Below are 24,433 nucleotides of genomic sequence, written 5' to 3' on the forward strand. Positions count from 1 at the left end.
GCGCGATGAGCCAGGCGGCGCAGAATCTGAACTGGTTGATCACCAACTTCGTGGACAACACCCCAGGGGTGTCGCACACGGTGGTGGTCTCCGCCGACGGTCTGCTGCTGGCCATGTCCGAAGGATTCCCCCGCGATCGCGCCGACCAGCTGGCGGCGGTCGCATCCGGACTGACCTCGCTGACCGCGGGCGCGTCCCGGATCTTCGAGGGCGGTTCCGTGGCCCAGACGGTCGTGGAGATGGAACGCGGGTTCCTCTTCCTGATGTCCGTCTCCGACGGTTCCTCCCTGGCCGTGCTCTCCCACCCGGAGTGCGACATCGGCCTCGTGGGCTACGAGATGACCCTGCTGGTCGACCGGGCCGGCAGTGTCCTCACCCCGGACCTCCGCGCCGAGCTCCAGGGAAGCCTGCTCCACTAGACACACACAAAACGGCAAGGCGGTGCGCCCCTCCGTACCGCCTTGTCCCACACCCCGTCCGGCCGCCCCCATCCGGCCCCCCACCGGCCCCATCAGACGGCAGACCTCTTGCTGTCACGCCCGGAGGATTCATGACCCCGCCCCCCGCCTCTCACGATCCGTACGGCGCCTCACTCGACGAGTCGTACGGGCATGAAGGCGACCAGCCGCTGGTACGTCCTTATGCGATGACCGGCGGCCGGACCAGGCCGCGGTACCAACTCGCCATCGAGGCGCTGGTCAGCACCACCGCCGACCCGGCGCACCTCGCCACGCTGCTTCCCGAGCACCAGCGGATCTGCCACCTGTGCCGCGAGGTGAAGTCGGTGGCGGAGGTGTCGGCACTGCTGTCGATGCCGCTGGGGGTGGCCCGGATCCTCGTCGCCGACCTGGCGGAAGCGGGCATGGTGGCGATTCACCAGCCGGGCAACGGAGAGGCCGGCGGCACGCCGGATGTGACACTGCTGGAAAGGGTGCTCAGTGGACTTCGCAAGCTCTAGCGGGGGTGCCGGCTCTCCGAGCCGGTCGACCACCAGCGCGAAGATCGTGGTGGCGGGTGGCTTCGGCGTGGGCAAGACCACGTTCGTCGGCGCCGTCTCGGAGATCAACCCGCTGCGTACCGAGGCGGTGATGACCTCGGCGTCGGCCGGGATCGACGACCTCACGCACACCGGCGGCAAGACGACGACGACCGTCGCCATGGACTTCGGCCGTATCACCCTGGACCAGGACCTGATCCTGTACCTCTTCGGTACGCCCGGTCAGGACCGCTTCTGGTTCATGTGGGACGACCTGGTCCGCGGCGCCATCGGCGCCGTCGTCCTGGTCGACACGCGCCGGCTCGCGGACTGCTTCCCGGCCGTCGACTACTTCGAGAACTCCGGCCTGCCGTTCGTCATCGCCCTCAACGGCTTCGACGGACACCAGCCCTACCAGCCCGAGGAAGTCCGCGAGGCCCTGCAGATCGGCCCGGACACCCCGATCATCGTCACCGATGCACGCCACCGCGCGGACGCCAAGAGCGCCCTCATCACGCTGGTGGAGCATGCGCTGATGGCACGACTCAAGTAGGCGGACGTCTACGGCAGTTGTCGTAGGCCCCTGCTGGGGGCGGCCTGTGTCCTTTGACACGGTCCGCCCCCGCCCTTCATAACGTTTCGAATGAGAATTGGGCGGTCCCGGACACCCGACGCATCCGCGCGGTGCCACTGCGCTCACATGAGCCCCGCCATTTGGCGGGGCTCGCTCTTTATGCCCGATTTATCTGCGGCCTGGACCACTGAAAACCGTCCCTTCCGGCTGTTTGGTAGGGACACCGTTCACGTGCTGCAATTCATGAACTCCCGAGTAGTACGGCCCTGAACGAAACACCGGCACAACGTAGGTGCCGACGCCGAGAGGTTGTTGGTCGAGTGAGGCGAAGCAAGGAAGGCTCCGCGGAGCAGCAGGCGCGAGGCAACTTCACGCCGGCACGCACGGCGGCGCCGCCCGTCGAGGTACCCGCGACGCCCCAGGCCGCGAGCGGCACGGGCAGTTCCAGCAGGTTGTCCCCGCGTAACTGGCGGGTGCCCACGAAGCTGAACGCGATCCTCCTCATACCCGTGCTGGTCGGCCTCGTCATGGGCGGCTTCCAGGTGAAGGGGTCGATCGACACCTGGCAGGAGGCGCAGAACGCCGAGAAGACGGCGCTGATCGTGCGCGCCGCCTCGGAGTACGGCCAGGCCCTCCTCAACGAGCGTGACCTGACCGCGGCGCCCCTGCTGACGGCCAGGACGGCCGAGGACCGGCAGAGCGACGCCGTCGCGCAGGCCTACGCCGCCACCGACGAGGCGAAGGTCAAGTTCGACGAGGCCGTCAAGAACATGCCCGAGGGCGAGGGCATGGAGCGCCGCCTGGGCCTCTTCCGCACGGCGGAGCCCAAGCTGAAGGACCTGCGCAAGGTCGCGTACTCCAAGTCGCTCGACCCGGTGTTCACCCAGACCCGGTACACCGACGTCCAGCACTACCTGATGGAGTTCTCCAACGAGCTCGGTCTGGGCACCGGCAACATCACCAGCTACGGCCGGACGGTCTACGCCATCCAGCTCGCCAAGGCGGCCGAGTCGCTCCAGCGCTCGATCGGCATGCAGCTCCTGGTGCGGCCCAGCGAGGACCCCAAGATCTTCGCCGCGCAGTCGGTGGCGTTCAACTCGTACAACTACCTGGAGCAGATCGCTCTCGGCGAGTACCAGTCCGGCGGCACCCAGGCCGACGTCGACCGCCTCAAGCAGGTCATGACGCAGAAGGCCACCGAGGGCGCCAAGCGGCTCACCGAGGCGCAGCTCAGCCCGCCGGTGAAGGGCGACCCGCCGTCGGTCTACGCGGGCCTGACGGACGCGATCGGCTCGGCCAAGGACGCCGACGCGATCAAGGACCTGCGCAAGGACGACGTCACCCCCGAGACCTGGATGGGTGCGGCCACGGCGAAGTTCGACGGCTACACCGAGGTCGAGAAGGAGCTCGTCGACAAGGCCGTGGCCGAGGCCGCCGAAATCTCCGACGACGCCAAGACGGACGCGTTCGTCAACGGTGGCATCGTCGTCATCGCGCTCCTCGCCGCCTTCATCGTGGCCGGCATCATGGCCCGCCAGATGAGCCGCTCGATGCAGCAGCTGCGCACCGCCGCCTTCGGCATCGCCGAGCAGCGTCTGCCGATGCTGGTCGACCAGCTGTCGCGTACCGAGCCCGGCCGCGTCGACACCCGGGTCCAGCCGATCCCCATCGACACCCAGGACGAGATCGGCGAAGTCGCCCGCGCCTTCGACCAGGTCCACCGCGAGGCCGTCCGGCTCGCCGCCGAGCAGGCCATGCTCCGGGGCAACGTCAACGCGATCTTCACCAACCTGTCGCGGCGCAACCAGTCGCTGATCGAGGGCCAGCTGACCCTGATCACCGACCTGGAGAACAACGAGGCCGACCCGGACCAGCTGGAGAACCTCTTCCGCCTGGACCACCTGGCCACCCGTATGCGCCGCAACGGCGAGAACCTCCTGGTCCTCGCCGGCGAGGAGCCCGGCCGCCGCTGGGACCAGCCGGTCCCGCTGGTCGACGTCATGCGCGCCGCCTCCTCCGAGGTGGAGCAGTACGAGCGCATCGAGCTGGCCGGTGTCCCGGAGGCCGAGATCCACGGCCAGGCCGTGACCGACCTCGTGCACCTGCTCGCCGAGCTCCTGGAGAACGCCACCACGTTCTCCTCCCCGCAGACCAAGGTCCGCGTGACCGCGACCCGGCTGCCCGACGGCCGCGTGATGGTCGAGATCCACGACAAGGGCATCGGTCTCACGGCCGAGGACTTCGCGGACATCAACCACAAGCTGGCCAACCCGCCGACCGTGGACGCCGCCGTCTCGCAGCGCATGGGCCTGTTCGTGGTCGGCCGACTGGCCGACCGGCACGGCGTCCGGGTCCAGCTCCGCCCCTCGGGCGAGCAGGCGGGCACGACCTCGCTGGTCATGCTCCCGGACGCGATCACCCACGGTGGTGGTGGCGAGTCGCTGCCCGAGAACGACTTCACGGTCTCCCAGATCATCCCGCAGCAGGGCCAGAACGCCTTCGACCCCAGCCCGCAGCAGCCGATGCGGACCGCGGCGGAGCTCGGCTTCGACGACTCCCGCTACGAGCAGCCGGGCGAGGAGCGCCAGCTCGACCCGGTGAACCGCTCGCTCCAGCGCGAGGAGCGCCGGGCGGCCCTGGAGGCCCAGGCACAGGGTGGCGAACGCCCGCTGTTCCGGGACGAGCTCGACCCGTCGCAGCAGGGCTACGTACAGCAGGAGCACGAGCAGGGCTACGCTCCCGAGCAGGAGTACGTACAGGAGTACGCATCCGACTTCGGGCACGCTCCGGAGCACGCCGGGTACGACGGCGGGCCGGCCCAGGACGGTGGCTACGGCCAGTCCACGCAGGGCTACGACGGGTACGGCCAGCCTTCCGGCGGCTACCCCGAGCCCACCTATGCGGAAGCCGCGTACCAGGGTCAGGACCAGGGCCAGGCGCAGTACGGCAACTCCTACGACCCGCAGGCCCAGCAGGGCGAGTGGGCTGGTCAGGGTGCGTACCAGGGTGAGTACGGTCAGCAGTACGGAGCAGAAACGGAATCTGCCCCGAGCGCTCCCGAACAGGCTCCTGAGCGCGTAGGCTTCGACCGTCCGGGTTCGACCCCGAACCCGACCCCGGATGCCCCGCACGCGCTGACCGACGCCGGTCTGCCGCGCCGTGGCGGCAACGCCGCGCAGGTGCCCCAGGCCGCGCAGCAGCAGCCGCCCGCACGGGCGGCCCAGCAGAACGAAGCCGCCGGTACCGACGACTGGCGCTCGGCCAACGACGAGCGCTGGGAGCGGGCCGAGAAGCTCCGCGAGCCGAAGGCGGGCGGGGTCACCCCCTCCGGTCTTCCTCGACGGGTCCCCAAGGCCAATCTGGTCGAGGGAACGGCGGAGCAGACCCCGCAGGGCGGCCCACAGGTCTCCCGCGCCCCCGAGGACGTGCGGGGCAGGTTGAGCAACCTGCGCCGTGGCGTTCAGCAGGGACGCAACGCGGGAACGGACACGAACGGATCGGGCCTCGGCCCGGGCAGTACCTACAACCAGGAGCGTTAGTGTGAGCATGAGCCAGGCGGCGCAGAATCTGAACTGGTTGATCACCAACTTCGTGGACAACACCCCTGGGGTGTCCCACACTGTGGTGGTCTCCGCCGACGGACTCCTGCTGGCGATGTCCGAGGGCTTCCCCCGGGACCGAGCCGACCAGCTGGCGGCCGTCGCCTCCGGACTGACCTCGCTGACCGCGGGCGCGTCCCGGATCTTCGAGGGCGGTGCGGTCAACCAGACCGTCGTGGAGATGGAGCGCGGCTTCCTCTTCATCATGTCGATCTCGGACGGCTCCTCGCTGGCCGTGCTCTCGCACCCGGAGGCGGACATCGGCCTCGTGGGCTACGAGATGGCGTTGCTGGTGGACCGCGCGGGCAGTGTTCTGACACCTGACCTCCGTGCGGAGCTTCAGGGAAGTCTTCTCAACTAACAGACAGACAGTGCGTTTCGCGCCACCGCACCGTAAGGTGCGGTGGCGCGGTTCCACAGGGACATGGACCGCGAGGCAGTCGGAGGAGGAGACGTGGGAACACCCCCGGGCGGAAGTCCGTTCAATGGTTTTGGTGGTCAGCAGCCGCACGGTGATGCCGGACAGAACCACTTCAACTTTCCTTCCGCGCCCAGCAGACAGGGTGTACAGCAGCCCTATCAGCAGCCCCAGGCCCAGCCGTCGCCCGTGGGCGCGCCCGGCGCCTCCCGCGGTGCGGGCGGTTCGGGTACGCACAACCCGCTGGTGCGTCCCTACGCGATGACCGGCGGCCGTACCCGGCCGCGCTACCAGCTCGCCATCGAGGCGCTGGTCAGTACGACGGCCGATCCGGCCCGGTTGCAGGGGCAGTTGCCCGAGCACCAGCGGATCTGCCGACTGTGCTTCGAGATCAAGTCGGTCGCCGAGATCTCGGCACTTCTCTCCATTCCCCTCGGCGTTGCCCGGATCCTCGTCGCCGACCTGGCGGAGGCCGGACTTGTCGCCATCCACCAGCCCGGCGGCGACGAAGCCGCCGGCGGTCAGCCAGACGTGACACTGCTCGAAAGGGTGCTCAGTGGACTTCGCAAGCTCTAGCGGCGGCGCGGCCCGTTCAACCACCAGCGCGAAGATCGTGGTGGCGGGTGGCTTCGGCGTGGGCAAGACCACGTTCGTCGGCGCCGTCTCGGAGATCAACCCGCTGCGTACCGAGGCCGTGATGACGTCTGCGTCCGCGGGCATCGACGACCTCACGCACACCGGCGACAAGACGACGACGACCGTCGCCATGGACTTCGGCCGTATCACCCTGGACCAGGACCTGATCCTGTACCTCTTCGGTACGCCCGGTCAGGACCGCTTCTGGTTCATGTGGGACGACCTGGTACGCGGCGCCATCGGCGCCGTCGTCCTGGTCGACACCCGCCGCCTCGCCGACTGCTTCCCGGCCGTCGACTACTTCGAGAACTCCGGCCTGCCGTTCGTCATCGCCCTCAACGGCTTCGACGGACACCAGCCCTACCAGCCCGAGGAAGTCCGCGAGGCCCTCCAGATCGGCCCGGACACCCCGATCATCACCACCGACGCCCGCCACCGCGCGGACGCCAAGAGCGCCCTCATCACGCTGGTGGAGCACGCCCTGATGGCACGTCTGCGGTAACCGTCCCCCCGGGTTCCGCGAGAGGCCCCCGCAGCCGTCCGGCTGCGGGGGCCTTCGCGTGTCCCGGCCGGTCGGCGCCGGCGGGCGCGTCCGGTGGGGGCGGGCCGGGGCGGCGGGGCGCCGCGGCGGATGTCCGGCATGCCGAAGGCCCCCGTCTCCCGGAGCGGGAGGCGGGGGCCTTCGGGTCTGCGCTGTCTCTGCGCTGTCAGCCCTGCCAGGAGTGGGAGGGGCGGAAGCCCGACTGGCGCTCCAGGCGGCGCCAGCCGGCCGTGGAGCGGGCGTGGGAGGACGTCTCGGCGGGCTGGGAGGCCGCCCGGGCGAGCAGCACCGCGGTGATCGCGGCGAGCTCCTCGGGGTCGGCGTGGCCCTTCTCGACGCGGAGAAGGTTGGCAGGCGTGGTCACGTCAGTGGCTCCTCTTACTGAGGCGGGTTGCCGTGCTTGCGGGACGGCAGGTCGGCGTGCTTGGTGCGGAGCATGGCGAGAGACCTGATCAGGACCTCACGCGTCTCGGCGGGGTCGATGACGTCGTCGACCAGACCGCGCTCCGCGGCGTAGTACGGGTGCATCAGCTCGGCCTTGTACTCCTTGACCATGCGGGCCCGCATGGCCTCGGAGTCCTCGGCCTCGGCGATCTGCTTGCGGAAGATGACGTTGGCGGCACCTTCGGCGCCCATCACCGCGATTTCGTTGGTGGGCCAGGCGTACGTCAGGTCGGCGCCGATGGACTGGGAGTCCATCACGATGTATGCGCCGCCGTACGCCTTGCGCAGGATCAGCGAGATCCGGGGCACGGTCGCGTTGCAGTACGCGTAGAGCAGCTTCGCGCCGTGGCGGATGATTCCACCGTGCTCCTGGTCGACGCCCGGAAGGAAGCCGGGGACGTCCAGAAGGGTGATGATCGGGATGTTGAAAGCATCGCACATCTGGACGAAGCGGGCGGCCTTCTCGGACGCCTCGATGTCCAGGACGCCGGCCAGCGACTGGGGCTGGTTGGCGACGATGCCGACGACCTGGCCGTCCAGCCGGGCCAGGGCGCAGATGATGTTGCGGGCCCAGCGCTCGTGGATCTCCAGGTAGTCGCCCTCGTCGACGAGCTCCTCGATGACCTTGTGCATGTCGTACGGACGGTTGCCGTCGGCCGGCACCAGGTCGAGCAGGACGTCCCCGCGGCGGTCCGCCGGGTCCTCCGAGGCGACGGTCGGCGGGTTCTCGCGGTTGTTCTGCGGCAGCATCGACAGGAGGTAGCGCACCTCGGCGATGCAGGTCTCCTCGTCGTCGTAGGCGAAGTGCGCGACGCCGCTGGTCTCGGCGTGCACGTCCGCGCCGCCCAGGCCGTTCTGGGTGATCTCCTCACCGGTGACCGCCTTGACGACGTCCGGTCCGGTGATGAACATCTGCGAGGTCTCGCGGACCATGAACACGAAGTCCGTGAGGGCGGGGCTGTAGGCGGCGCCGCCGGCGCACGGGCCGAGCATGACCGAGATCTGCGGGATGACGCCCGAGGCGCGGGTGTTGCGCTGGAAGATGCCGCCGTAGCCGGCGAGCGCCGAGACGCCCTCCTGGATACGGGCGCCGGCGCCGTCGTTCAGCGAGACGAGCGGGGCGCCGGCCGCGATGGCCATGTCCATGATCTTGTGGATCTTGGTGGCGTGGGCCTCGCCCAGCGCGCCTCCGAAGATCCGGAAGTCGTGCGCGTAGACGAAGACCGTGCGGCCCTCGACCGTGCCCCAGCCGGTGATGACACCGTCGGTGTACGGCTTGCGGGCCTCCAGGCCGAAGCCGGTGGCGCGGTGCCGGCGCAGCTGCTCGACCTCGTTGAAGGAACCAGGGTCGAGCAGCAGCTCGATGCGCTCGCGAGCGGTCAGCTTGCCCTTGGCGTGCTGGGCCTCGGTCGCCCGGTCGCTCGGCCCGCGGCGCGCCTCCTCACGGAGGGCGTGCAGTTCGGCAACGCGGCCACGGGCGTCGGTCGGCTCGCTCGGGATCTGGTCCACAACGGTCATGTACCGACCCTACGAAGTCGACCAAGGAAATCCCGCCGTCGACTCCGTACAGTCTCCCGCGCCGATTCCTGGTGGGGCTGGACAGAACCATGCCCCCACCCGGCCGAGTCGACAGCCAGACACCCCTGGCGTTTGTAGGATCCTTATACAAGCAGCGTGCACTGGTGGGTGGCTCCCGCGACACCCGGCGTGATCGTCAGCCGCAGGGACCGCCCGGTGGACCGGACCGACACCGAGGGGTCGTGGCCGATCACCCGGCGGGCCGGCCCGTCCCAGACGACCTCGAAGGGCTGCCCGGTGCGGGGCGGCTCGGAGATCCGGAGGTCGAGGACCGATCGGCGCCGGCGCGCCAGCACGCTCGCGGGGGCGGTGACCGTCAGGCGCCCCACGGTACCGGCCCGCCAGAAGTTGGCGGCCGTCAGCCCCAGGGAGGGGACGGCGATCGCCTGCCGGTCCGCGGTGTTGTCCAGGACCGTCAGCCAGCGGCTGTCGGCCGCCCGTGCGGCCAGGGTGCGGCGGGAGGCCCCGGGCATCAGCAGGTACGCGTACGAGGCGTCGACCGGGTCCGTGCCGTGGTCCAGCCAGAGCGTCTGGTAGCCGCGGGTGCGGCGCTCGGTGGAGCTGGTGGTGTTGATGTCGCTCCAGGCGCCGGTCCGTTCCTCGCGCAGGGTGCGCAGTCCGGCCGTGCCCTCGGGAAGGACCCAGCCGCCGTGGCCCTCCAGGTGCGCCCACCGGTCGCCGGTGGTGAGGGGCTGGGCGCGGTCCTCGACGAGGAGGCGGTTGTCGACGACGGTCTCCACCGGGACACCGTCGGCGGCGGTGATGCCGGCCCCGAGGCAGATGACCGTGTCGGCGGCGCAGAACCAGGACTTGCGGGCCTCCAGGGTGGAGCCGAGCCCCTTGACGTGCTGCCCGACGGCGGCGAACTCGCCGTCGGTGGCTCCGCCGACCCACTGCACGGCGGGCCGGTGCGCGCCCCACTCGCCGCCCGCGCGGTCGGCGAGCCGCCGGGTGGAGACGGTCGTGCCGGGCAGGCGGTAGGGGTCGACGGTGGGCCAGAACCAGTCGGTGTACTGGGCGTCGGACCCGGCGCCCGGGCCCCACCAGTAGAGCATCCCGGCCCCGGTGTGCCAGCCGCGCGGGTTCTCGCCGTTGCCGCACTCGTAGGAGGAGACGCGCTCCGAGGCCATGGAGATGTTGGCGGCCCAGCCGGGCCGGCGGTGCACGGCGCGGTCCATGGCGGCGAAGAGGGTGTGGCCGGTGGGTTCGGGAGCGGCCGGGACGGGTGCGGCGGCGACCGCGTGGAGCCGGGCGAGGTCGGCGACGCCGAACTGGCGGGCCGTGAGGACGGGGGCGACGGTGTCCCGTTCGATCCAGCCCTTCACGCGCGCGTGCCACCGGTCCCGTTCGGCGGCGCTCGCCCCGCCGGCCAGCAGGGCGATCGCGGCGATCAGGCCCTGGCCGTGGAAGTGGTCGGAGCGCATGATCCGCCGCTCGTCGCTCTTCAGGTAACCGCGGCTGACGGCACGGCCGTTGACGCTGTCCATCATCAGGCCGTTGTAGATCAGGGGCGCGTAGGCCTTCTCGACGCTGTCGAGGATGATCTGGCGGTTCGGGTCGGTGACGGCCCACGTGGAGCCGGCGAGCAGGGTGAAGAGCCGGCCGAGTCCGTCGAGCATGACCTGCCCGTACGTGCCCGAGTAGGCGACCCAGGTGTGCTGGATGAAGGAGCCGTCGGCGTACAGGCCGTCCCCGCGGGTGACGTAGGGGAAGACGGGCGAGAGCGCGTCGCGGGCCAGGGCGGTCTTGGCGGGGGCGGCGCCGAGGATGCCGCGGAGCGCGACCGAGCGGCAGAGGTCGACGCGGTTGGCGCCGGTCGAGGTGCCGCTGTAGTCGGTGAGCACGGCGTCGGGGATGAAGTGGTCGACGGCGGCGCAGGCGGCCTCGATCCGTTCGGCGCCGAGGTGGGGGTGGAGGACCGCGACGATGTCCATGAGCAGCCGGGGGCTGCCGATCTGCCACTCCCACCAGTTGCCGTAGCGGACGGTGGCGGCGTGGTAGATCCGGGCGGAGAGGTGGTCCAGGCCGCGGACGATGTCCGCGAGGAGCCCCGTGTCGCCGGTGAGACCCGTACCGGGCTGGGCGTACGCCTGCGTCATGGTCCACAGGCGGCTGTACGACTGGGTGATGCCCGACGGCGGGTCGAAGGAGTAGCCCGGCCACAGGGAGGTGTCCGTCGGGGCCATCGAGGCGCGGAAGGTGCGGGCGAGGGCGCCGGTCTCGGCGAGGCGGGTGGCGTACGGCTCGGCGCCGGCGTCGAAGCCGGAGCCGAGCTGGATGCCGACCCAGCGCTGCCGCAGCGTCTCGGACTCCTCGGCGAGCGAGGCCGGCTCGGCGGCGCGGGCGGGGAGGGGGACCGCGAGGGTGGCGGCGGTGGCGGAGGCGGTGAGGAGGAAGGTACGTCGGGACCAGGCGGGGACGGGCACGGGGAGCCTCCCGGGGGAAGTGGTGTAGACCGGTTGCGGCCGGTCTAACACCGGCACTCCGACGCAATCAATGAGCACCGCACGGCGGGGGGAAGCGCTTTCCGCCAACTCCCGCCCCGCCGCGTCCTGCTCAGCCGGAGCAGTGGAAGCGCGCGTTCCCCCAGTCCGCGTGGTCGTTGCCGTTCCCGTCGCCGCCGTCGCCGACGACCAGGTCGACGTAGGAGGCCCCGGTGACGTCGGCCGTGAGCGACCAGGCCGGGTCGGTGGCCCTGAGGACCGGTGACTTCACCTTCTCCGCGCCGTCGGCGAGGACGCTGAACTGCACGGTGCCGCGGGTGGACTGGACGTCGTCCACGCCGACCTCGGCGGTGAAGGACCGGCAGGAACCGCCCAGGTAGTAGCGCACCGTGGCCGGGGCGTGGGTGCCGAGCCCCTTGGCGTAGGCCACTCCCCCGATCCGCAGCGGGCCGCCGTCGCCGCTGCCGGTCTCGCCGTTGGACAGGTCGCGCTCGACCGGCCCCCAGCCGTTGGCCGACGACGTCCAGTCCAGGTCGCTCGCCCAGCTGTCGGTGGTGGGCGGCGGGGGCAGCGTGCGGACGGTGGTGGTCGCGGTCAGCTTCCGGGCCTGGCCGCCGACGGTGTACGTGACCGTGGCGTCGAGCGGGTAGCCGCGGTAGGCGGCGTCGACGGGCGGGGTGACCTTCCAGGTGGCGGTGGCCTCGGCCCCCGCCGCGACCGTTCCGACGGCGACCGGGGCGGCCGGCTCGGCGGTCCAGCCGGCGGGGAGCACGAGGGTCGCGGTGACGGCGTCGACCGCGCTCGCCTCGTCGTTGCCGAAGGTGGCGGTGACCTCGTTGGCGCGGCCCGGCTCCAGGGTGTCCGGCGCGGCGATGCCGAGGGTGCCGCAGGCGGCCCGCTCGGGGGCGGGGCCCAGGTCGGTGACCGTGAAGCCGTCGAGGACGAAGTCGGCGCCGTCGGGTGCGTCGCCGCGCTTGCGCAGACCGGTCCAGGTGTCGCCGCAGCCGGCGGTCACCGTCTGGGTGAAGTGGGCGGTGGTGCGCTGCTGCCCGATCGGGGTCCGGCGGGTCTCGACGGACGGCCCGTCGCCCCGGGTGCGGTCGTAGCCGGTGACCCACTCGTAGGCGCCGGCGTGGCTCGACTGGTAGTCGTACTCCACCCGGTAGGAGTGCCCGTCCTCCATCGGGACGGTCCAGGGCGCGGTCCGGTAGACCAGGCCGCTGTTCTCGTCGTGCGACTTCAGCGACTCGGCGCCGTCGACGACGTCGTCGACGAGCTTTCCGTTCCAGCCCGCCCGGGTGTACGGGGCGTGCAGCTGGGCGATGTGGGTGCGCGGGTCGGTCGTGCCGCCGGCGTCGCCCTTGAGGAACGGCCCCCAGCCCTGGTCGACGGCCTCGAAGTCCTCGTGGACGACGGCTCCGGGCCTGGCCGCGGGGGCACCGGCGACGATCCGGACGTCGTCGATCCGGACGGCGGCGGCGCTGCCGGCCGCCGCCTCGATCCGCAGCGCCGCCGTCCCGCCGCCCGGGGCGGTGAAGGTGACCTTGGCCCGCTGGAGCCGGGTGCCGTTCCAGTCGGAGGCGGCGACCCGGTCCTCGAGGGCGGACCGGGCGACGGTGACGGACCCGCCGCCGATCGACAGCGTGGTCGGCCGGGTCTTCCCGGGCTCGACCTCGACGAGGACGGAGGCCGTGTACCGCTTGCCGGGGACGAGTCCGGTGACCTGCTGGCGGACCGAGGCGGCGGCGGCGCCGGTGAGCCGGGCGCTGTTGCGGCCCTGGCCGTCGGTGTCGCGGGCGACCGTGCCGGTGGTGGTCCAGGCCGAGAGCCGGGCGTCGTTGAACCCGGGGTCCTGGACCGGGGTGCCCTCGCCCCAGCGCGGGTCGCGCGGCTCGGGGGCGCGGTCGGGGTAGAGGACGTAGGGCTGTCCGGCGGCCGCGTCGAGGGTGATCCGCCCGTCCACGGGCCGGACGGTCCCGGTCTTCACACGGCCGTTGTCGGTCAGCCGGTAGACGGTGTACGAGCCGGTGCCGGCGACGGCCCAACTGCTGCTGCCACCCGCCTTGTTGTAGTGGTAGAGCTTCTTGCCGCCGTCCCACGGCAGAAGGTAGGACTCGCCGTCCAGGACCTTGCGGCCGTGGTCGTAGAAGGTGCGGCGGCCGTTCTCGACGGTGCCGCGGACCTCGCCGGTGAAGGTGATGTCGTTGCCGTTCCAGCGGGTGATGCGCTGCTGCTGGAGGTACTTGGCGGGCAGGTTCTTCTGCCAGACGTTCGCGGTGAAGCGGTTCCAGTCGGTCTCGCCGGTCCAGCCCTCGAAGTCCACCAGGGCGGTCTGGCCGAGGACCGGGTGGGCGTTCCAGACGTCCTTCTCGCCGTTGCGGACGAAGCGGACGATCTGCGAGTTGAGGCCCTTGTTGGTGGCGCCGCCGTAGTCCAGGTCGTTGGCCCAGTGGGACCACAGGGAGGCCCGCTCGAACTTCTCCGACCACTCGGTGGCGACGTTCCAGCCCTGGGCCTGGACGGCCTGGACGGTCTTGTCGGCGATCCAGCCGTGGGTGTAGTAGACGTCGATGTAGAGCATCGACAGGTTCGGGTCGGTCTCGTCGCGCAGCTGCTGGAAGCGGCGGGCGAGGTCACCGCTGTTGATGTCCCGGCGCTGGTCGATGTAGTAGCTCTGGTTGAGCCAGTTCCAGCCCGGCTTGGTCTTGTCGACGAGGGTCTCGCTGAAGTTCCTCGCCTCGGGGTAGGCCTCGGTGGCGTTGACGTGGACGCCGAAGCCCGCGCCCCACTTCCTCCCCTCCTTCAGCAGCTTGTTGAGGTCGGCGAGGCCGCCGGCGCGCTTGTTGTAGTTGCCGCCGTAGTCGGGGTGGGCGGAGTCGTGGCCCTCCGAGCCGTACCCCTTGAGGAGGGCGAACTGGCCGAGGCCGTCGGTGGCGAGCGAGATCCGCTTGACGTCGTCGAGGGTGCGCAGGAAGGGGTGGGTGGCGTTGCTGGCGAAGTTGAACGGGATGTGGGCGATCACCCGGTCGGGGGTGGCGTCGCTGCCGGGGGCCTTGATCCCGATGCCGCGGAAGGCGATGGCGCCGTCCTGCCAGTCGGTCCGTCCGTCGGCGTTGGCGTCGGGGGTGACGACGACCTTGGCCCAGGGCAGGCCGGCACCGCTCTCGGGCCGCGGGGCACCCTCGCCGCGGTAGGTCCACTGGCCGGACCAGACGCCGACGCGGGTCTCGGTGCCGTTCCTGCGGGCCTGGTGCCAGAAGCGGGCTCCGTCGCGGGCGGAGGCGCCGGCGGGCTTGTCGTAGCTGGAGTTGGACTCGACGGCGGCGGCGAGGGAACCCGTGTTGACCAGGGCGTAGCTGGCCCCGACGGGGTTCGCCTCGGGGGCGGTGGTGTCGGTGACCGCCGCGAAGACGTCGGCGGTCCGGGTGGAGTCGGGGTCGAGGCGGGTGAAGGCGGTCTGCGCGCCGCCGTCGGCCGATCCGACGGAGACCAGGTCGTGGCCGGGTATGTCGAGGGTCCCGACACGGAAGGCGGCGGTGTCGCGGACCGCGGTGACCTTGAAGGTGGTCGTCCGGTCGGCGACGCCGAGACTCGCGTCGATCTCGACCCCGGGCAGGTCGGGGAAGGTCAGGGTGTACGCGGCGGCGGCCGCGGTCACGACCGGGGCGCCCTGGACGCGGACGGGGTACGCCGTGCCGTTGAGGACGACCTGTGCCACCGGGGCCGTGCTGCCGAGCAGGCGGGCACCGGTCGCCCTGTCCGTGTACGACAGGACCCGCGGGAAGTCCTCGGCGACGGCGACGGACAGCCGGTCGGAGCCGATGACCAGGGCGGCCCCGGCGGCGGCCTCCGCGGCCACCGGCGCCGCCGCCGGTTCGGCGAGCGCGGGCCCGGACAGGGCGAACACGGCGGATGAAGCGGCGGCGAGAGCGCAGGCCGCACGGACTCTTCGCGACTTGGGGAGGGACATGGGGACTAGTTGGCCCGGGCGGCACGGGACCGTCAACGAGATCGCGGCACGGCGGCCCCGGCAGTCCAAGAACCGCCGTCGCTTAGTCCAAGTCCGGCCGCGGGAGGCGGGTCGCCGCCCGGGATCGCGGGGCGCCGGACCGGACGGACGGCCGGTGGTTCCGCGGTCCGGGACCGGGGGGACGGCCGGTCCGGGACCAGGCGGTCAGGCGGTCCGGGACGGGGAAGCGGAAAGAAATCCAGAATATGTTGAACTTTGAACGGAATGGGTCTACAGTCAATCTCGTTGAAGGTTCAACCGAACCGAACACAAGTGCCGCCTCCCCCGCGCACCGTCCCCAAGGAGCACGTCATGGGCATCTTCAACCGCAAGAACGACACCGCCGCCACCGCCACCGCCGTCGCCACCCTCCCCGTCGACCCGGCCCTGGCCGCGCTGACCGGCGACTACACCATCGACCCGGCCCACAGCAGCATCGGCTTCACGGTCCGCCACGCGATGGTCACCAACGTGCGCGGCTCCTTCGGCGAGCACCAGGGCACGCTGTCGCTGGACGGCTCGAACCCGGGCGCCTCCGCCGCCTCGATCGACGTCACGATCGCCTCCATCGACACGGGCATCGCCGACCGCGACGGCCACCTGAAGAGCGGCGACTTCTTCGACGCCGAGCAGTTCCCGCTGATGAGCTTCCGCTCCACCGAGGCGGCGCAGCTGGGCGGCGACAAGTACCGCGTCACCGGCGACCTGACCATCAAGGACGTCACCCGCCCGCTCTCGATCGACCTGGAGTTCAACGGCACGGCCACGGACGTCTACGGCAACGAGCGCGTCGGCTTCGAGGGCTCGGCCGAGATCCTGCGCTCCGACTGGGGCCTGACCTGGAACGCGGCCCTGGAGACCGGCGGCGTGATGGTCAGCGACAAGGTGAAGCTGAACTTCGACATCTCCGCGATCAAGAACGCCGCCTGAGCCACGCGCCCCCGCGAGGGGGCCGAGTACCCGAGCGCGCCCGCCCTCCGCAGCAGCGGAAGGGCGGGCGCTCGGCGTTCCGCCGGCCGGTCCGTCCCGGCACCCGGCCCACCCGGGCACGGCAGGGCTCCCCCGCCGCGCGAGCCGGGGCGTTGTCAGTGGCGTTGGCTAAGGGCTGTCCCGTAATCCGCGGTGGGTTGGCGCACGGCGTCGGATGCGGTGCATCGCCAGGCGGAGGGCCGCTCTCATACTGGGCGTATTCGGGCGATCCGACAACGCAGCGTGGGGGCACCCCCAGCCGAAGGCTGGGGGAGGGCCGTAGCCGGCGTCGTGCGCCCGCCGGGGATTACGGGACAGCCCTTAGCGTCCGCGCCATGGAATTCCGTATCGACAGCAGTGCGTTGACCGAAGCCGTGGCCTGGGCGTCCCGCGTCCTGCCCGCCCGTTCGCCCGTACCCGTGCTGGGCGGGCTGCTCCTGGAGGCGGCGGACGGTGGGCTGAGGATCTCCGGCCGGGACTACGAGGCCTCGGCCCGCATCGAGCTGGCGGCGGACACCGAACGGGACGGCCGGGCCCTGGCCCTGGACGCCGGCTCGATCGGTTTCGAGAGCGCGCGCACCCGCACCACCACCCGCCTGCTCGACGGGCGCCTCCCCCGCCACGACATGCTCTTCGCGCTCGGGGAGCACGCGGTCGCCGAGACGGCCCTGGCGCCGCTGACGGAGGCGGTGGGCCGGGTCGCGGTGGTCGCCGAGGGCGACAGCCCGGTCCAGCTCCGCTTCACCGAGGACGCCGTCCACCTCCGGGCGGGGTGCGAGGACGACGTGGCCTCCCAGCGCCTGCCGGCCGTCCTGGAGGGCGGCGCGGAGTCCCTGACGGTCGCCGTCAACCCCGGGTACCTGCTGGACGCGCTGCACTCCTTCGCCTCGGACTCCGTCCGCTTCCGGCTCCTCGGCCCGGGACAGCGCGCCCTGCTCACCGACGCGTCGGGCACCGCCCACCGGCACCTGCTGATGTCGGTCCGGGCGCCGCTGCTCTGAGCGGCACGGGCCGCGGCCGGGACGATCCCCGGCCGCGGCCCGGTGCCGGCGTCAGAACCCGCCGCCGCCGTCGAAGCCGCCGCCACCGCCGAAGTCGCCGCCGCCGCCGAAATCACCCGACCCGAAGTCGCCGGAGCTGAAGTCGCCGCCCGAGAAGTCACCGCCCTGGAAGTCGCCTCCGCCGTACTCGGAGGCGTAGGCCGGGGTGGCGAGCATCGAGCCGAGCATCGTGCCGACGAGGAGGCCGGGGAGCATACCGCCGAAGTAGCCGCCCGCCCAGGGGCCGTAGGCCGGGCCCGCCTCCCAGTACGGGCGGCGGACGCCGTCGGCTTCGACGGTGCGGGTCATCGGGTCCCGGCCGTCGTCCAGGCGGGCCGCGTCGGCGGCGCAGACCGGGACTTCACGGGTGGCGCCGCCGGCCGGGGTCCAGACGCGGTCCTCGGTCGAGGGGCCGTGGCGCGGGTCGAAGAAGCACGGGGACCGGCGTTCGGGCAGGGGGCGGTCCTCCCGCCGTGCGGCCAGGACGGCCAGCGAGAACCGGCCGTCCTCCAGCTGCTCGGTCACCGGCCGGACGTCGTGCGGGCGGGTGGCGGAGCCCATCAGGGACTTGGCCTTGTCGTAGGCGTCGAGGGCGCGTTCGTAGTCGCCGCGCATGGCGTCGTCGGCGCCGGGCTCGGCCGGGTGGAAGTCCAGGTGCTCCAGCTCCTCGCCGAAGGCGGTGATGTCCTCGTCGACGACCACCCGGAGCTTGTCGAGGGCCGCGCGCTCCTCGGCCTCCTTGCGGAGGCGGTTGCGCCGGGTGATCGCGTAGGCGCCGGCGCCGCCCGCGACGACGACCGCGCCGAGGGTGATCAGCCCGCCGACCGGGACGCCGTCACTCGTGCCGCCGACGCCGCTCCAGGAGGCCGGGGCGGAGCCGCGCATGGTCGGCAGGGCCTGGTCGACGAAGTTGTTCAGCTCGGTGACGGCGTCCACGCCGGGCTGGCGCACCGACGTGACGAGGTTGTCGACGGCGGCGCGGGACATGACCGCGCGGTCGGCGCCGGCGTCGAAGCCGTCGCCGAGGCGAACCGCGTAGAGGCCGGTGACGCCGGTCTCGGTGCGCAGGTTCCGCAGCAGGTTGTCGGCGGGGAACTGGTTGTTCGCGGGAAGGACCGCCACGAACAGCGCCTTGTCCGCGTCCTTGATCTTCCGGGCGAGGGCGTCCGCCTGCGCCGCGGACATCTGGTCCGCCGCGCCGGGGTCGACGTAGACCGGGCCCTGCTTCAGCGCGTCGGCGGCGTCGGGGATCCCCGTGGCCCTGGCCCCCGCGGTCGGGGCCAGGACCAGGAGCAGGAGCATGAGCAGCCCGCCGACGGCCGACAGCATGGGAATCCTCGTCCTCATATCACCTGGATTACCCCTAAAGAGGCATATTCAGACCTGCTGACCGGACAGTGTGCGGTCAGCGCGCGACGGCCCTGGTGGTGAGACCCCATCCGTACGGGAACTGCGGGTCGTAGCCGCGGTCGCCGGCGTTCAGGGGCAGCTGTTCGGCGGAGCGCGGCCAGGTCAGCGGCAGGCGCCCGGAGAAGGCCCGCCGGCCGTAGAGCACGTCGGCGACGCCGTCGCCCTCGCTGCCCGGCAGCCAGGAGGCGACCAGCGCGTCGATCTCCCCGAGCCGGTCCCCGAGGAGCTGCGGACGTCCGGAGACGACCAGCACCGCGCACCGCATCGCCGCGCAGACCCGGTCGACGGCCTTCCCGTCGTCCTCGGACAGCTCCAGGTCGTGGCCGTTGACGCCGACGTCGCCGACCCCCTCCGCGTACGGCGTCTCGCCGACGACGACCACCCCCACGTCGTGCCCGGCGGTCGGCGCCGAGGCGTCCTGGGAGTAGGTGACCCGCGCCCGCGGATCCGCCCTGCGGATGCCGTCCAGGATGGTGGTGCCCTGGATCGCCCGGCCGCCGGCGCCCTGCCAGCCGACGGTCCAGCCGCCCGCCTGGTGGGCGAGGTCGTCGGCGTTGGAGCCGGCGACGTACACCCGCTGCCCGGTCCGCAGCGGCAGCAGGCTCCCGCCGTTCTTCAGGAGGACCTGCGAGCGGGCGACGGCCTCCCGGGCCGCGGCACGGTGCTCGGCGGAGCCGATCCCGGCCAGGTGCGTGGTGTCGGCGTACGGCTTCTCGAAGAGCCCGAGCCGGAACTTCTGCTCCAGTACCCGGCCGACGGCGTCGTCGATCCGGGCGGTCGGGATCCGGCCGGCGGCGACCTCGTCGGCGACGATCCGGCCGAACTCCTTGTACGTGAGCGGGGCCATGTTCATGTCGATGCCGGCGTTGACCGCGTCCCGTACGTCGCTGACGGCGTCCCCCGGCATCTGGTCGACGGCCTCCCAGTCGCTGACGACGATGCCCCGGAACCCGAGTTCGCTCTTCAGCAGGCCGCTGATCATCTCGCCGTGCGAGTGCATCTTCACCGGTCCGCCGCGCTCCCCGGTCAGTTCGAGCGAGGAGAAGGAGGGCATGACCGAGCCCGCGCCGAGACCGATCGCCTGCCGGAACGGGGCGACGTGCACGGCCTCCAGCTCCCCCCGGTCGATCCGGGTGACGCCCTGGTCGATGAGGTACGGCGGCCGGCCGGAGCCGTAGGCGGTGCCGCCGTCGCCGACGAAGTGCTTGGCGGTGGCGAGCACCTTGTCGTTGCGGGCGAGGTCCCGGCCGTCGGCGGCGCCCTGGAGCCCCCGGACGGCGACCGCCAGCGAGGCGACGAGCTCCGGGTCCTCCCCGAAGGACTCGTAGGTGCGGCCCCAGCGCACGTCGCGCACGACGCACACGCAGGGCGCGAAGTTCCAGGCGATCCCGGTGGCCCGCACCTCCTCGGCGGTGATCGCGGCGAGTCGCTCGACGAGCGCGGGGTCCCGGGCGGCGCCGAGCCCGATGTTGTGCGGCATGACCGTGGCGCCCCGCACGAAGGAGTGTCCGTGCACGGCGTCGGTGGCCAGGAGCAGCGGGATCTGCAGCCGGGTGGCGCGCGCGTACCACTGGTAGGTGTCGGTGACCTTCCGCCAGGCCGCCGGCGGCTGCGCCGGTGAGCCCGCCGCCTCCGCCTCGTAGGTCACCGAGCCCAGGGCGTAGGAGGTGATGTCCTCGTGGGCGGCGAGGGTGTTGCGGCCGGCCTGGGTCATCTGGCCCGCCTTCTCGGCGAGCGTCATCCGCCCGAGGAGGTCGGCGACCCGCTCGCGGACGGGGAGTCCAGGGTCGAGGTACGGCAGCCCGTGCGCGTCGACGACGACCAGCGGGTCGCGTTCGGGACCCGCGGCCCCGGTGACGTCGAGGGTGACCGGGACGGTCTCGGCGACCTCGGGGGTGCGGTCGCGGACGGTGGCGACCTCGACGGTCCGTGCGGCTCCGGGCCGGCTGCCCGCGGGGAAGGTGACCGTGCCGGAGGACGCCCGGTAGTCCCGTCCGGGCCATGCGGTTCCCGGGCGGGTGACGGCGCCCGGCGCACCCGCCGCTCCGCCGCGCGCCGCCGGGCCGGGGCCGGTGGCGCGAACGGACGCGGAGGTCGTCCACCGGACCGTCACCGGATGCTCCAGGGGGCGGGCCGAGTCGACGGTGAGGCGGACGCGGGCCGTGCCCCCCTCGGCCACCGTGGTGACCGGGGAGGCGGTGACGCGCACCGGGTCCGGGGGCCGTGCGGTCGCGGGCCCGGCGGCTGTCGCTGTCGCGGTGAGGCATCCGGTGAGCACGGCGCCGGCCGCGACGGCCGCCGCCGTGCGCGTCCGCGCCGCACAGAAGGTATGACCAGTCATACCGGACATGCTGGGGTGTACCGGTCCCGGAGAACCGGTACGACGCGCGGCTACTCGGCCGGGTCGATGCCCACCCGCAGCAGTCCGTAGGTGAAGGCGTCCTCCAGGGCCTGCCAGGACGCGGCGATCACGTTCTCGCCGACGCCGACGGTCGACCACTCGCCGTTGCCGTCGCTGGTGGTGATCAGGACCCGGGTCGTGGACTCGGTGCCGTGGCGCCCCTCCAGGATGCGGACCTTGTAGTCCACCAGCTCGAACTTGGCGAGCTGCGGGTAGATCCGCTCCAGGCCGACCCGCATCGCCCGGTCGAGGGCGTTGACGGGGCCGTTGCCCTCGGCGGTGGCGACGATCCGCTCGCCCTTGGCCCAGAGCTTCACGGTGGCCTCGTTGGCGTGGGTGCCGTCGGGTCGGTCCTCGACGATCGCGCGCCAGGACTCCGTGCGGAAGTAGCGGCGGGCCCGGCCCTCCGCCTCCTCGCGGAGGAGCAGTTCGAAGGAGGCGTCCGCGGCCTCGTAGGTGTAGCCCTGGAGTTCGCGCTCCTTGACCCGCTCGACCACCCGGCCGACGAGCTCGCGGTCGCCGCCGAGGTCGACGCCCAGCTCCTTGCCCTTGAGCTCGATGGAGGCGCGTCCGGCCATGTCGGAGACGAGCATCCGCATGGTGTTGCCGACCTGCTCGGGGTCGATGTGCTGGTACAGGTCGGGGTCGACCTTGATGGCGGAGGCGTGCAGTCCGGCCTTGTGGGCGAAGGCGGAGACGCCCACGTAGGGCTGGTGGGTGGAGGGCGTCAGGTTGACGACCTCGGCGATGGCGTGGGAGATCCGGGTCATCTCGGCGAGCGCGCCCGGGGGCAGGACCGTCTTGCCGTACTTGAGCTCCAGGGCCGCGACGACCGGGAAGAGGTTGGCGTTGCCGACCCGCTCGCCGTAGCCGTTGGCGGTGCACTGGACGTGCGTGGCGCCGGCGTCGACGGCGGCCAGGGTGTTGGCGACGGCGCAGCCGGTGTCGTCCTGGGCGTGGATGCCGAGGCGGGCGCCGGTGTCGGCGATGACGGTGGCGACGACGGCCTGGATCTGGGCCGGGAGCATGCCGCCGTTGGTGTCGCAGAGGATGACGACGTCGGCGCCGGACTCGTGGGCCGCGCGGACGACGGCCTTCGCGTACTGCGGGTTGGCCTTGTAGCCGTCGAAGAAGTGCTCGCAGTCGACGAAGACCCGGCGCCCCTGGGAGCGCAGGTGCGCGACGGTGTCGCGGACCATCTCCAGGTTCTCGTCCAGGGTGGTCCGCAGGGCGAGTTCGACGTGCCGGTCGTGGGACTTGGCGACGAGCGTGATCACCGGGGCGCCGGAGTCGAGGAGGGCCTTGACCTGCGGGTCGTCGGCGGCGCTGCCTCCGGCCCGGCGGGTCGCGCCGAAGGCGACGAGCTGTGCGTGCCGGAAGTCGATCTCCTGGCGGGCACGCGCGAAGAACTCCGTGTCACGCGGGTTGGCGCCGGGCCAACCGCCCTCGATGAAGCCCACGCCGAACTCGTCGAGGTGCCGCGCGATGGTCAGCTTGTCCGCGACGGTGAGGTTGATGCCCTCGCGCTGCGCCCCGTCGCGCAGCGTGGTGTCGAAGACATGGAAGCTGTCGTCGGGACGCGGGCTCGCGTCGGTCTCCGTGGTCATGACTGTGATGGCTCCTGTCGGATGTGGCTCCGGAAGGTATGGATCCACTTGCCCCCATTTTTCACGCGCCGTCCGTCTCCGGCGACGGTGGGGCCGGAAAACGAAAAAACCCCTCGCGGGTGCGAGAGGTCTGCGCGCGGGTCTGGGGCACGGTGTCCACTGCCGCGGGGATCGAGCCACGGGTCAGCGGTCACTGCGGACCGGCGCGCTGCTGCCGATAATCATGGTGGGAGCGAGCACGCCCGCAGTCTCCCACATCGACCCCGTCCCGTGGACACGGATCTCACGATGCGGTCAGGTCGCTGGACGGCCGGGCGGACCGGGCCCGCGCGACGAGGCGCGGGGCCGTGCCGGCGCGGTCCCCCGGCCCCCGGGAGACCGCGTGCCGGCGGCGTCTCAGCGCGTGGCGGCCGGGGTCTCCGCCCGGTCGCGCGGGAGAACCGGCGCGTCGGTACGGCCGACCCGGCCCAGGTCGATGTCGCGGGTCTCGCGCATCGTCAGGTAGACGATCAGCGAGACGGCCGCGCAGCCCGCCACGTACCAGGAGTAGCCGGACTCGATCCCCGCGTCCTTGAACCACAGCGCCACGTACTCCGCGGTGCCGCCGAAGAGCGCGTTGGCGACGGCGTACGGCAGGGCCACCCCCAGGGCGCGGATGCCGGTCGGGAAGAGCTCCGCCTTCACGCACGCGTTGATCGAGGTGTAGCCGGTGACGACGACCAGCGCGAGGAGGGAGAGACCCAGCGCGGGCCAGAACGAGCCGGCGTGCCGGAGCATCGTCATGATCGGCACGGTGAGCAGTGTGGAGCCGACCGCGAAGGTGATCAGCAGCGGGCGGCGGCCGATCCGGTCGGACAGCCGTCCCGCGAGCGGCTGGAGGCAGGCGAAGACGATCAGCGCGCAGAACGAGACCAGGGTCGCGGTCTGCTTGGGCAGCCCGGCGGAGTTGGAGAGGTACTTCGTCAGGTAGGTGGTGTACGTGTAGTACGCCACGGTGCCGCCCATGGTGAGGGCGACGACGAGGAACGCCTCGCGCCGGTGGGCCCAGAGCGCCTTGATCGTGCCCTTCTCGTCGCCGGCGACGCCCTCGTCGGCGGACTCCTCGTAGACGTCGGTCTCCAGCATGTTGCGCCGCAGGTAGAAGACGACGGCCGCGCCGAGCGCCCCGATGACGAAGGGAATGCGCCAGCCCCAGCTGTGCAGGGCCTCGGCGGACATCGTGCGCTGCAGCACGATCTGCAGGCCGAGCCCGACGACCTGCCCCGCGGTCATCGACACGTACTGGAAGCTGGAGGCGAAGCCGCGGTGCTCCGGGGCGGACGCCTCGGTGAGGTACGTGGCGCTGGCCGCGTACTCGCCGCCGACCGACAGGCCCTGGAGCAGCCGGGCCACGAGGAGGACGGCCGCGCCGCCGTAGCCGGCGACCGAGTAGGTGGGGGCGACGGCGATCAGGACGGCCGACGCGGACATCAGCGTCACGGTGAGGGTGAGCGCCGCCTTGCGGCCCTTGCGGTCACCGACCCGGCCGAGCAGCCAGCCGCCGACGGGCCGCATGAAGAACCCGACGGCGAAGATGCCGGCCGTGTTCATGAGCTTGGCGGTGTCGTTCCCTTCGGGGAAGAACGCCCCCGCGAAGTAGGTCGCGAAACTCGCGTACACGAACCAGTCGAACCACTCGACCATGTTGCCGGCCGAGCCGACCCAGATCTTCTTCCAGTGCTCTCGTCCCATGGACCGGAACCGTGCCGGACGACACGGACGGGCAACAAGGGTGTAGCGCGCAACGA

General features: G+C 71.9%; 16 protein-coding genes and 1 pseudogene. 9 read left to right on the top strand and 8 right to left on the bottom strand.

Annotation, left to right across the window (positions count from 1 at the left end; genetic code table 11):
* The first annotated feature begins 5 nt into the window (after positions 1-5).
* The 7 genes from ACE1OA_RS10085 (at position 6) to ACE1OA_RS10115 (ending at position 6,705) form a co-directional block, all read left to right on the top strand.
* On the top strand, positions 6-419 hold the full coding sequence (locus ACE1OA_RS10085; RefSeq protein ID WP_147980025.1) for a roadblock/LC7 domain-containing protein: 414 nt from the start codon (positions 6-8) through the stop codon (positions 417-419).
* Positions 420-550: 131 nt separating this feature from the next.
* The gene (locus tag ACE1OA_RS10090; protein ID WP_147979834.1) at positions 551-958 is read left to right on the top strand and encodes a DUF742 domain-containing protein; all 408 of its coding nucleotides are present in this window, start codon (positions 551-553) and stop codon (positions 956-958) included.
* Entirely contained in the window at positions 939-1,529 is a 591-nt protein-coding gene (locus ACE1OA_RS10095; protein ID WP_147979833.1) for a GTP-binding protein, read from the top strand. The genes ACE1OA_RS10090 and ACE1OA_RS10095 overlap by 20 nt, the downstream gene beginning before the upstream one ends.
* Before the next feature lie 341 nt (positions 1,530-1,870).
* Complete coding sequence (locus tag ACE1OA_RS10100) at positions 1,871-5,089, top strand: nitrate- and nitrite sensing domain-containing protein (RefSeq protein WP_432752657.1); 3,219 nt, start codon at positions 1,871-1,873, stop codon at positions 5,087-5,089.
* Positions 5,090-5,096: 7 nt separating this feature from the next.
* Complete coding sequence (locus ACE1OA_RS10105) at positions 5,097-5,510, top strand: roadblock/LC7 domain-containing protein (RefSeq protein WP_147980024.1); 414 nt, start codon at positions 5,097-5,099, stop codon at positions 5,508-5,510.
* A 93-nt stretch (positions 5,511-5,603) separates the two neighbouring features.
* Entirely contained in the window at positions 5,604-6,143 is a 540-nt protein-coding gene (locus tag ACE1OA_RS10110; protein WP_356775332.1) for a DUF742 domain-containing protein, read from the top strand.
* Positions 6,124-6,705, top strand: coding sequence for a GTP-binding protein (locus ACE1OA_RS10115; RefSeq protein WP_017235983.1), 582 nt, complete (start codon positions 6,124-6,126; stop codon positions 6,703-6,705). Before ACE1OA_RS10110 ends, ACE1OA_RS10115 begins: the two co-directional genes overlap by 20 nt.
* 205 nt (positions 6,706-6,910) lie before the next feature.
* On the opposite strand, the gene ACE1OA_RS10120 is transcribed toward ACE1OA_RS10115, so the two are convergent.
* From ACE1OA_RS10120 to ACE1OA_RS10135, 4 genes are all read right to left on the bottom strand, one after another.
* On the bottom strand, positions 6,911-7,108 hold the full coding sequence (locus ACE1OA_RS10120) for an acyl-CoA carboxylase subunit epsilon (RefSeq protein ID WP_356604595.1): 198 nt from the start codon (positions 7,106-7,108) through the stop codon (positions 6,911-6,913).
* A gap of 14 nt (positions 7,109-7,122) precedes the next feature.
* Positions 7,123-8,706, bottom strand: coding sequence for an acyl-CoA carboxylase subunit beta (locus ACE1OA_RS10125; protein WP_147979829.1), 1,584 nt, complete (start codon positions 8,704-8,706; stop codon positions 7,123-7,125).
* 143 nt (positions 8,707-8,849) lie between these two features.
* Positions 8,850-11,192 (bottom strand): polysaccharide lyase 8 family protein, encoded by a 2,343-nt coding sequence (locus tag ACE1OA_RS10130; RefSeq protein WP_384868452.1) that lies wholly within the window; start codon positions 11,190-11,192, stop codon positions 8,850-8,852.
* Positions 11,193-11,322: 130 nt separating this feature from the next.
* Entirely contained in the window at positions 11,323-15,180 is a 3,858-nt protein-coding gene (locus ACE1OA_RS10135) for an endo-alpha-N-acetylgalactosaminidase family protein (RefSeq protein ID WP_386546295.1), read from the bottom strand.
* A 351-nt stretch (positions 15,181-15,531) separates the two neighbouring features.
* Between ACE1OA_RS10135 and ACE1OA_RS10140 the strand changes: the two genes are divergently transcribed.
* Positions 15,532-16,149, top strand: coding sequence for a YceI family protein (locus ACE1OA_RS10140; RefSeq protein WP_356604601.1), 618 nt, complete (start codon positions 15,532-15,534; stop codon positions 16,147-16,149).
* 374 nt (positions 16,150-16,523) lie between these two features.
* Positions 16,524-17,189: a hypothetical protein gene (locus ACE1OA_RS10145; protein WP_432752658.1), complete on the top strand. Its 666-nt coding sequence runs from the start codon at positions 16,524-16,526 to the stop codon at positions 17,187-17,189.
* Positions 17,190-17,240: 51 nt separating this feature from the next.
* On the opposite strand, the gene ACE1OA_RS10150 is transcribed toward ACE1OA_RS10145, so the two are convergent.
* The 4 genes and pseudogenes from ACE1OA_RS10150 to ACE1OA_RS10165 all read right to left on the bottom strand — a co-directional run bounded on the left by ACE1OA_RS10150 (position 17,241) and on the right by ACE1OA_RS10165 (position 24,377).
* Positions 17,241-18,575 carry a hypothetical protein gene (locus tag ACE1OA_RS10150; RefSeq protein ID WP_432752659.1) on the bottom strand — a complete coding sequence of 445 codons (1,335 nt, stop codon included), beginning with the start codon at positions 18,573-18,575 and terminating at the stop codon, positions 17,241-17,243.
* Between the two features lie 76 nt (positions 18,576-18,651).
* Positions 18,652-20,979, bottom strand: a pseudogene (locus ACE1OA_RS10155) (glycoside hydrolase family 3 protein); the annotation flags it as partial.
* Positions 20,980-21,029: 50 nt separating this feature from the next.
* Entirely contained in the window at positions 21,030-22,646 is a 1,617-nt protein-coding gene (gene cimA / locus ACE1OA_RS10160) for a citramalate synthase (RefSeq protein WP_356608081.1), read from the bottom strand.
* A 396-nt stretch (positions 22,647-23,042) separates the two neighbouring features.
* Positions 23,043-24,377, bottom strand: a complete 1,335-nt coding sequence (locus ACE1OA_RS10165) for an MFS transporter (RefSeq protein ID WP_386542997.1) — start codon at positions 24,375-24,377, stop codon at positions 23,043-23,045.
* Positions 24,378-24,433 lie beyond the last annotated feature (56 nt).

The organism is Streptomyces sp. JL2001 (assembly GCF_050917515.1).
In the GTDB taxonomy this organism is placed as follows: domain Bacteria; phylum Actinomycetota; class Actinomycetes; order Streptomycetales; family Streptomycetaceae; genus Streptomyces.

What these genes read in the sequence shown, in the direction of transcription:
- ACE1OA_RS10085 (WP_147980025.1), top strand. Translation starts at nt 6, where the DNA reads ATGAGCCAGGCGGCGCAGAATCTGAACTGGTTGATCACCAACTTCGTG.
- ACE1OA_RS10090 (WP_147979834.1), top strand. Translation starts at nt 551, where the DNA reads ATGACCCCGCCCCCCGCCTCTCACGATCCGTACGGCGCCTCACTCGAC.
- ACE1OA_RS10105 (WP_147980024.1), top strand. Translation starts at nt 5,097, where the DNA reads ATGAGCCAGGCGGCGCAGAATCTGAACTGGTTGATCACCAACTTCGTG.
- ACE1OA_RS10125 (WP_147979829.1), bottom strand. Translation starts at nt 8,706, where the DNA reads ATGACCGTTGTGGACCAGATCCCGAGCGAGCCGACCGACGCCCGTGGC.
- ACE1OA_RS10135 (WP_386546295.1), bottom strand. Translation starts at nt 15,180, where the DNA reads ATGTCCCTCCCCAAGTCGCGAAGAGTCCGTGCGGCCTGCGCTCTCGCC.
- ACE1OA_RS10140 (WP_356604601.1), top strand. Translation starts at nt 15,532, where the DNA reads ATGGGCATCTTCAACCGCAAGAACGACACCGCCGCCACCGCCACCGCC.
- ACE1OA_RS10145 (WP_432752658.1), top strand. Translation starts at nt 16,524, where the DNA reads ATGGAATTCCGTATCGACAGCAGTGCGTTGACCGAAGCCGTGGCCTGG.
- ACE1OA_RS10150 (WP_432752659.1), bottom strand. Translation starts at nt 18,575, where the DNA reads ATGAGGACGAGGATTCCCATGCTGTCGGCCGTCGGCGGGCTGCTCATG.
- cimA (WP_356608081.1), bottom strand. Translation starts at nt 22,646, where the DNA reads ATGACCACGGAGACCGACGCGAGCCCGCGTCCCGACGACAGCTTCCAT.
- ACE1OA_RS10165 (WP_386542997.1), bottom strand. Translation starts at nt 24,377, where the DNA reads ATGGGACGAGAGCACTGGAAGAAGATCTGGGTCGGCTCGGCCGGCAAC.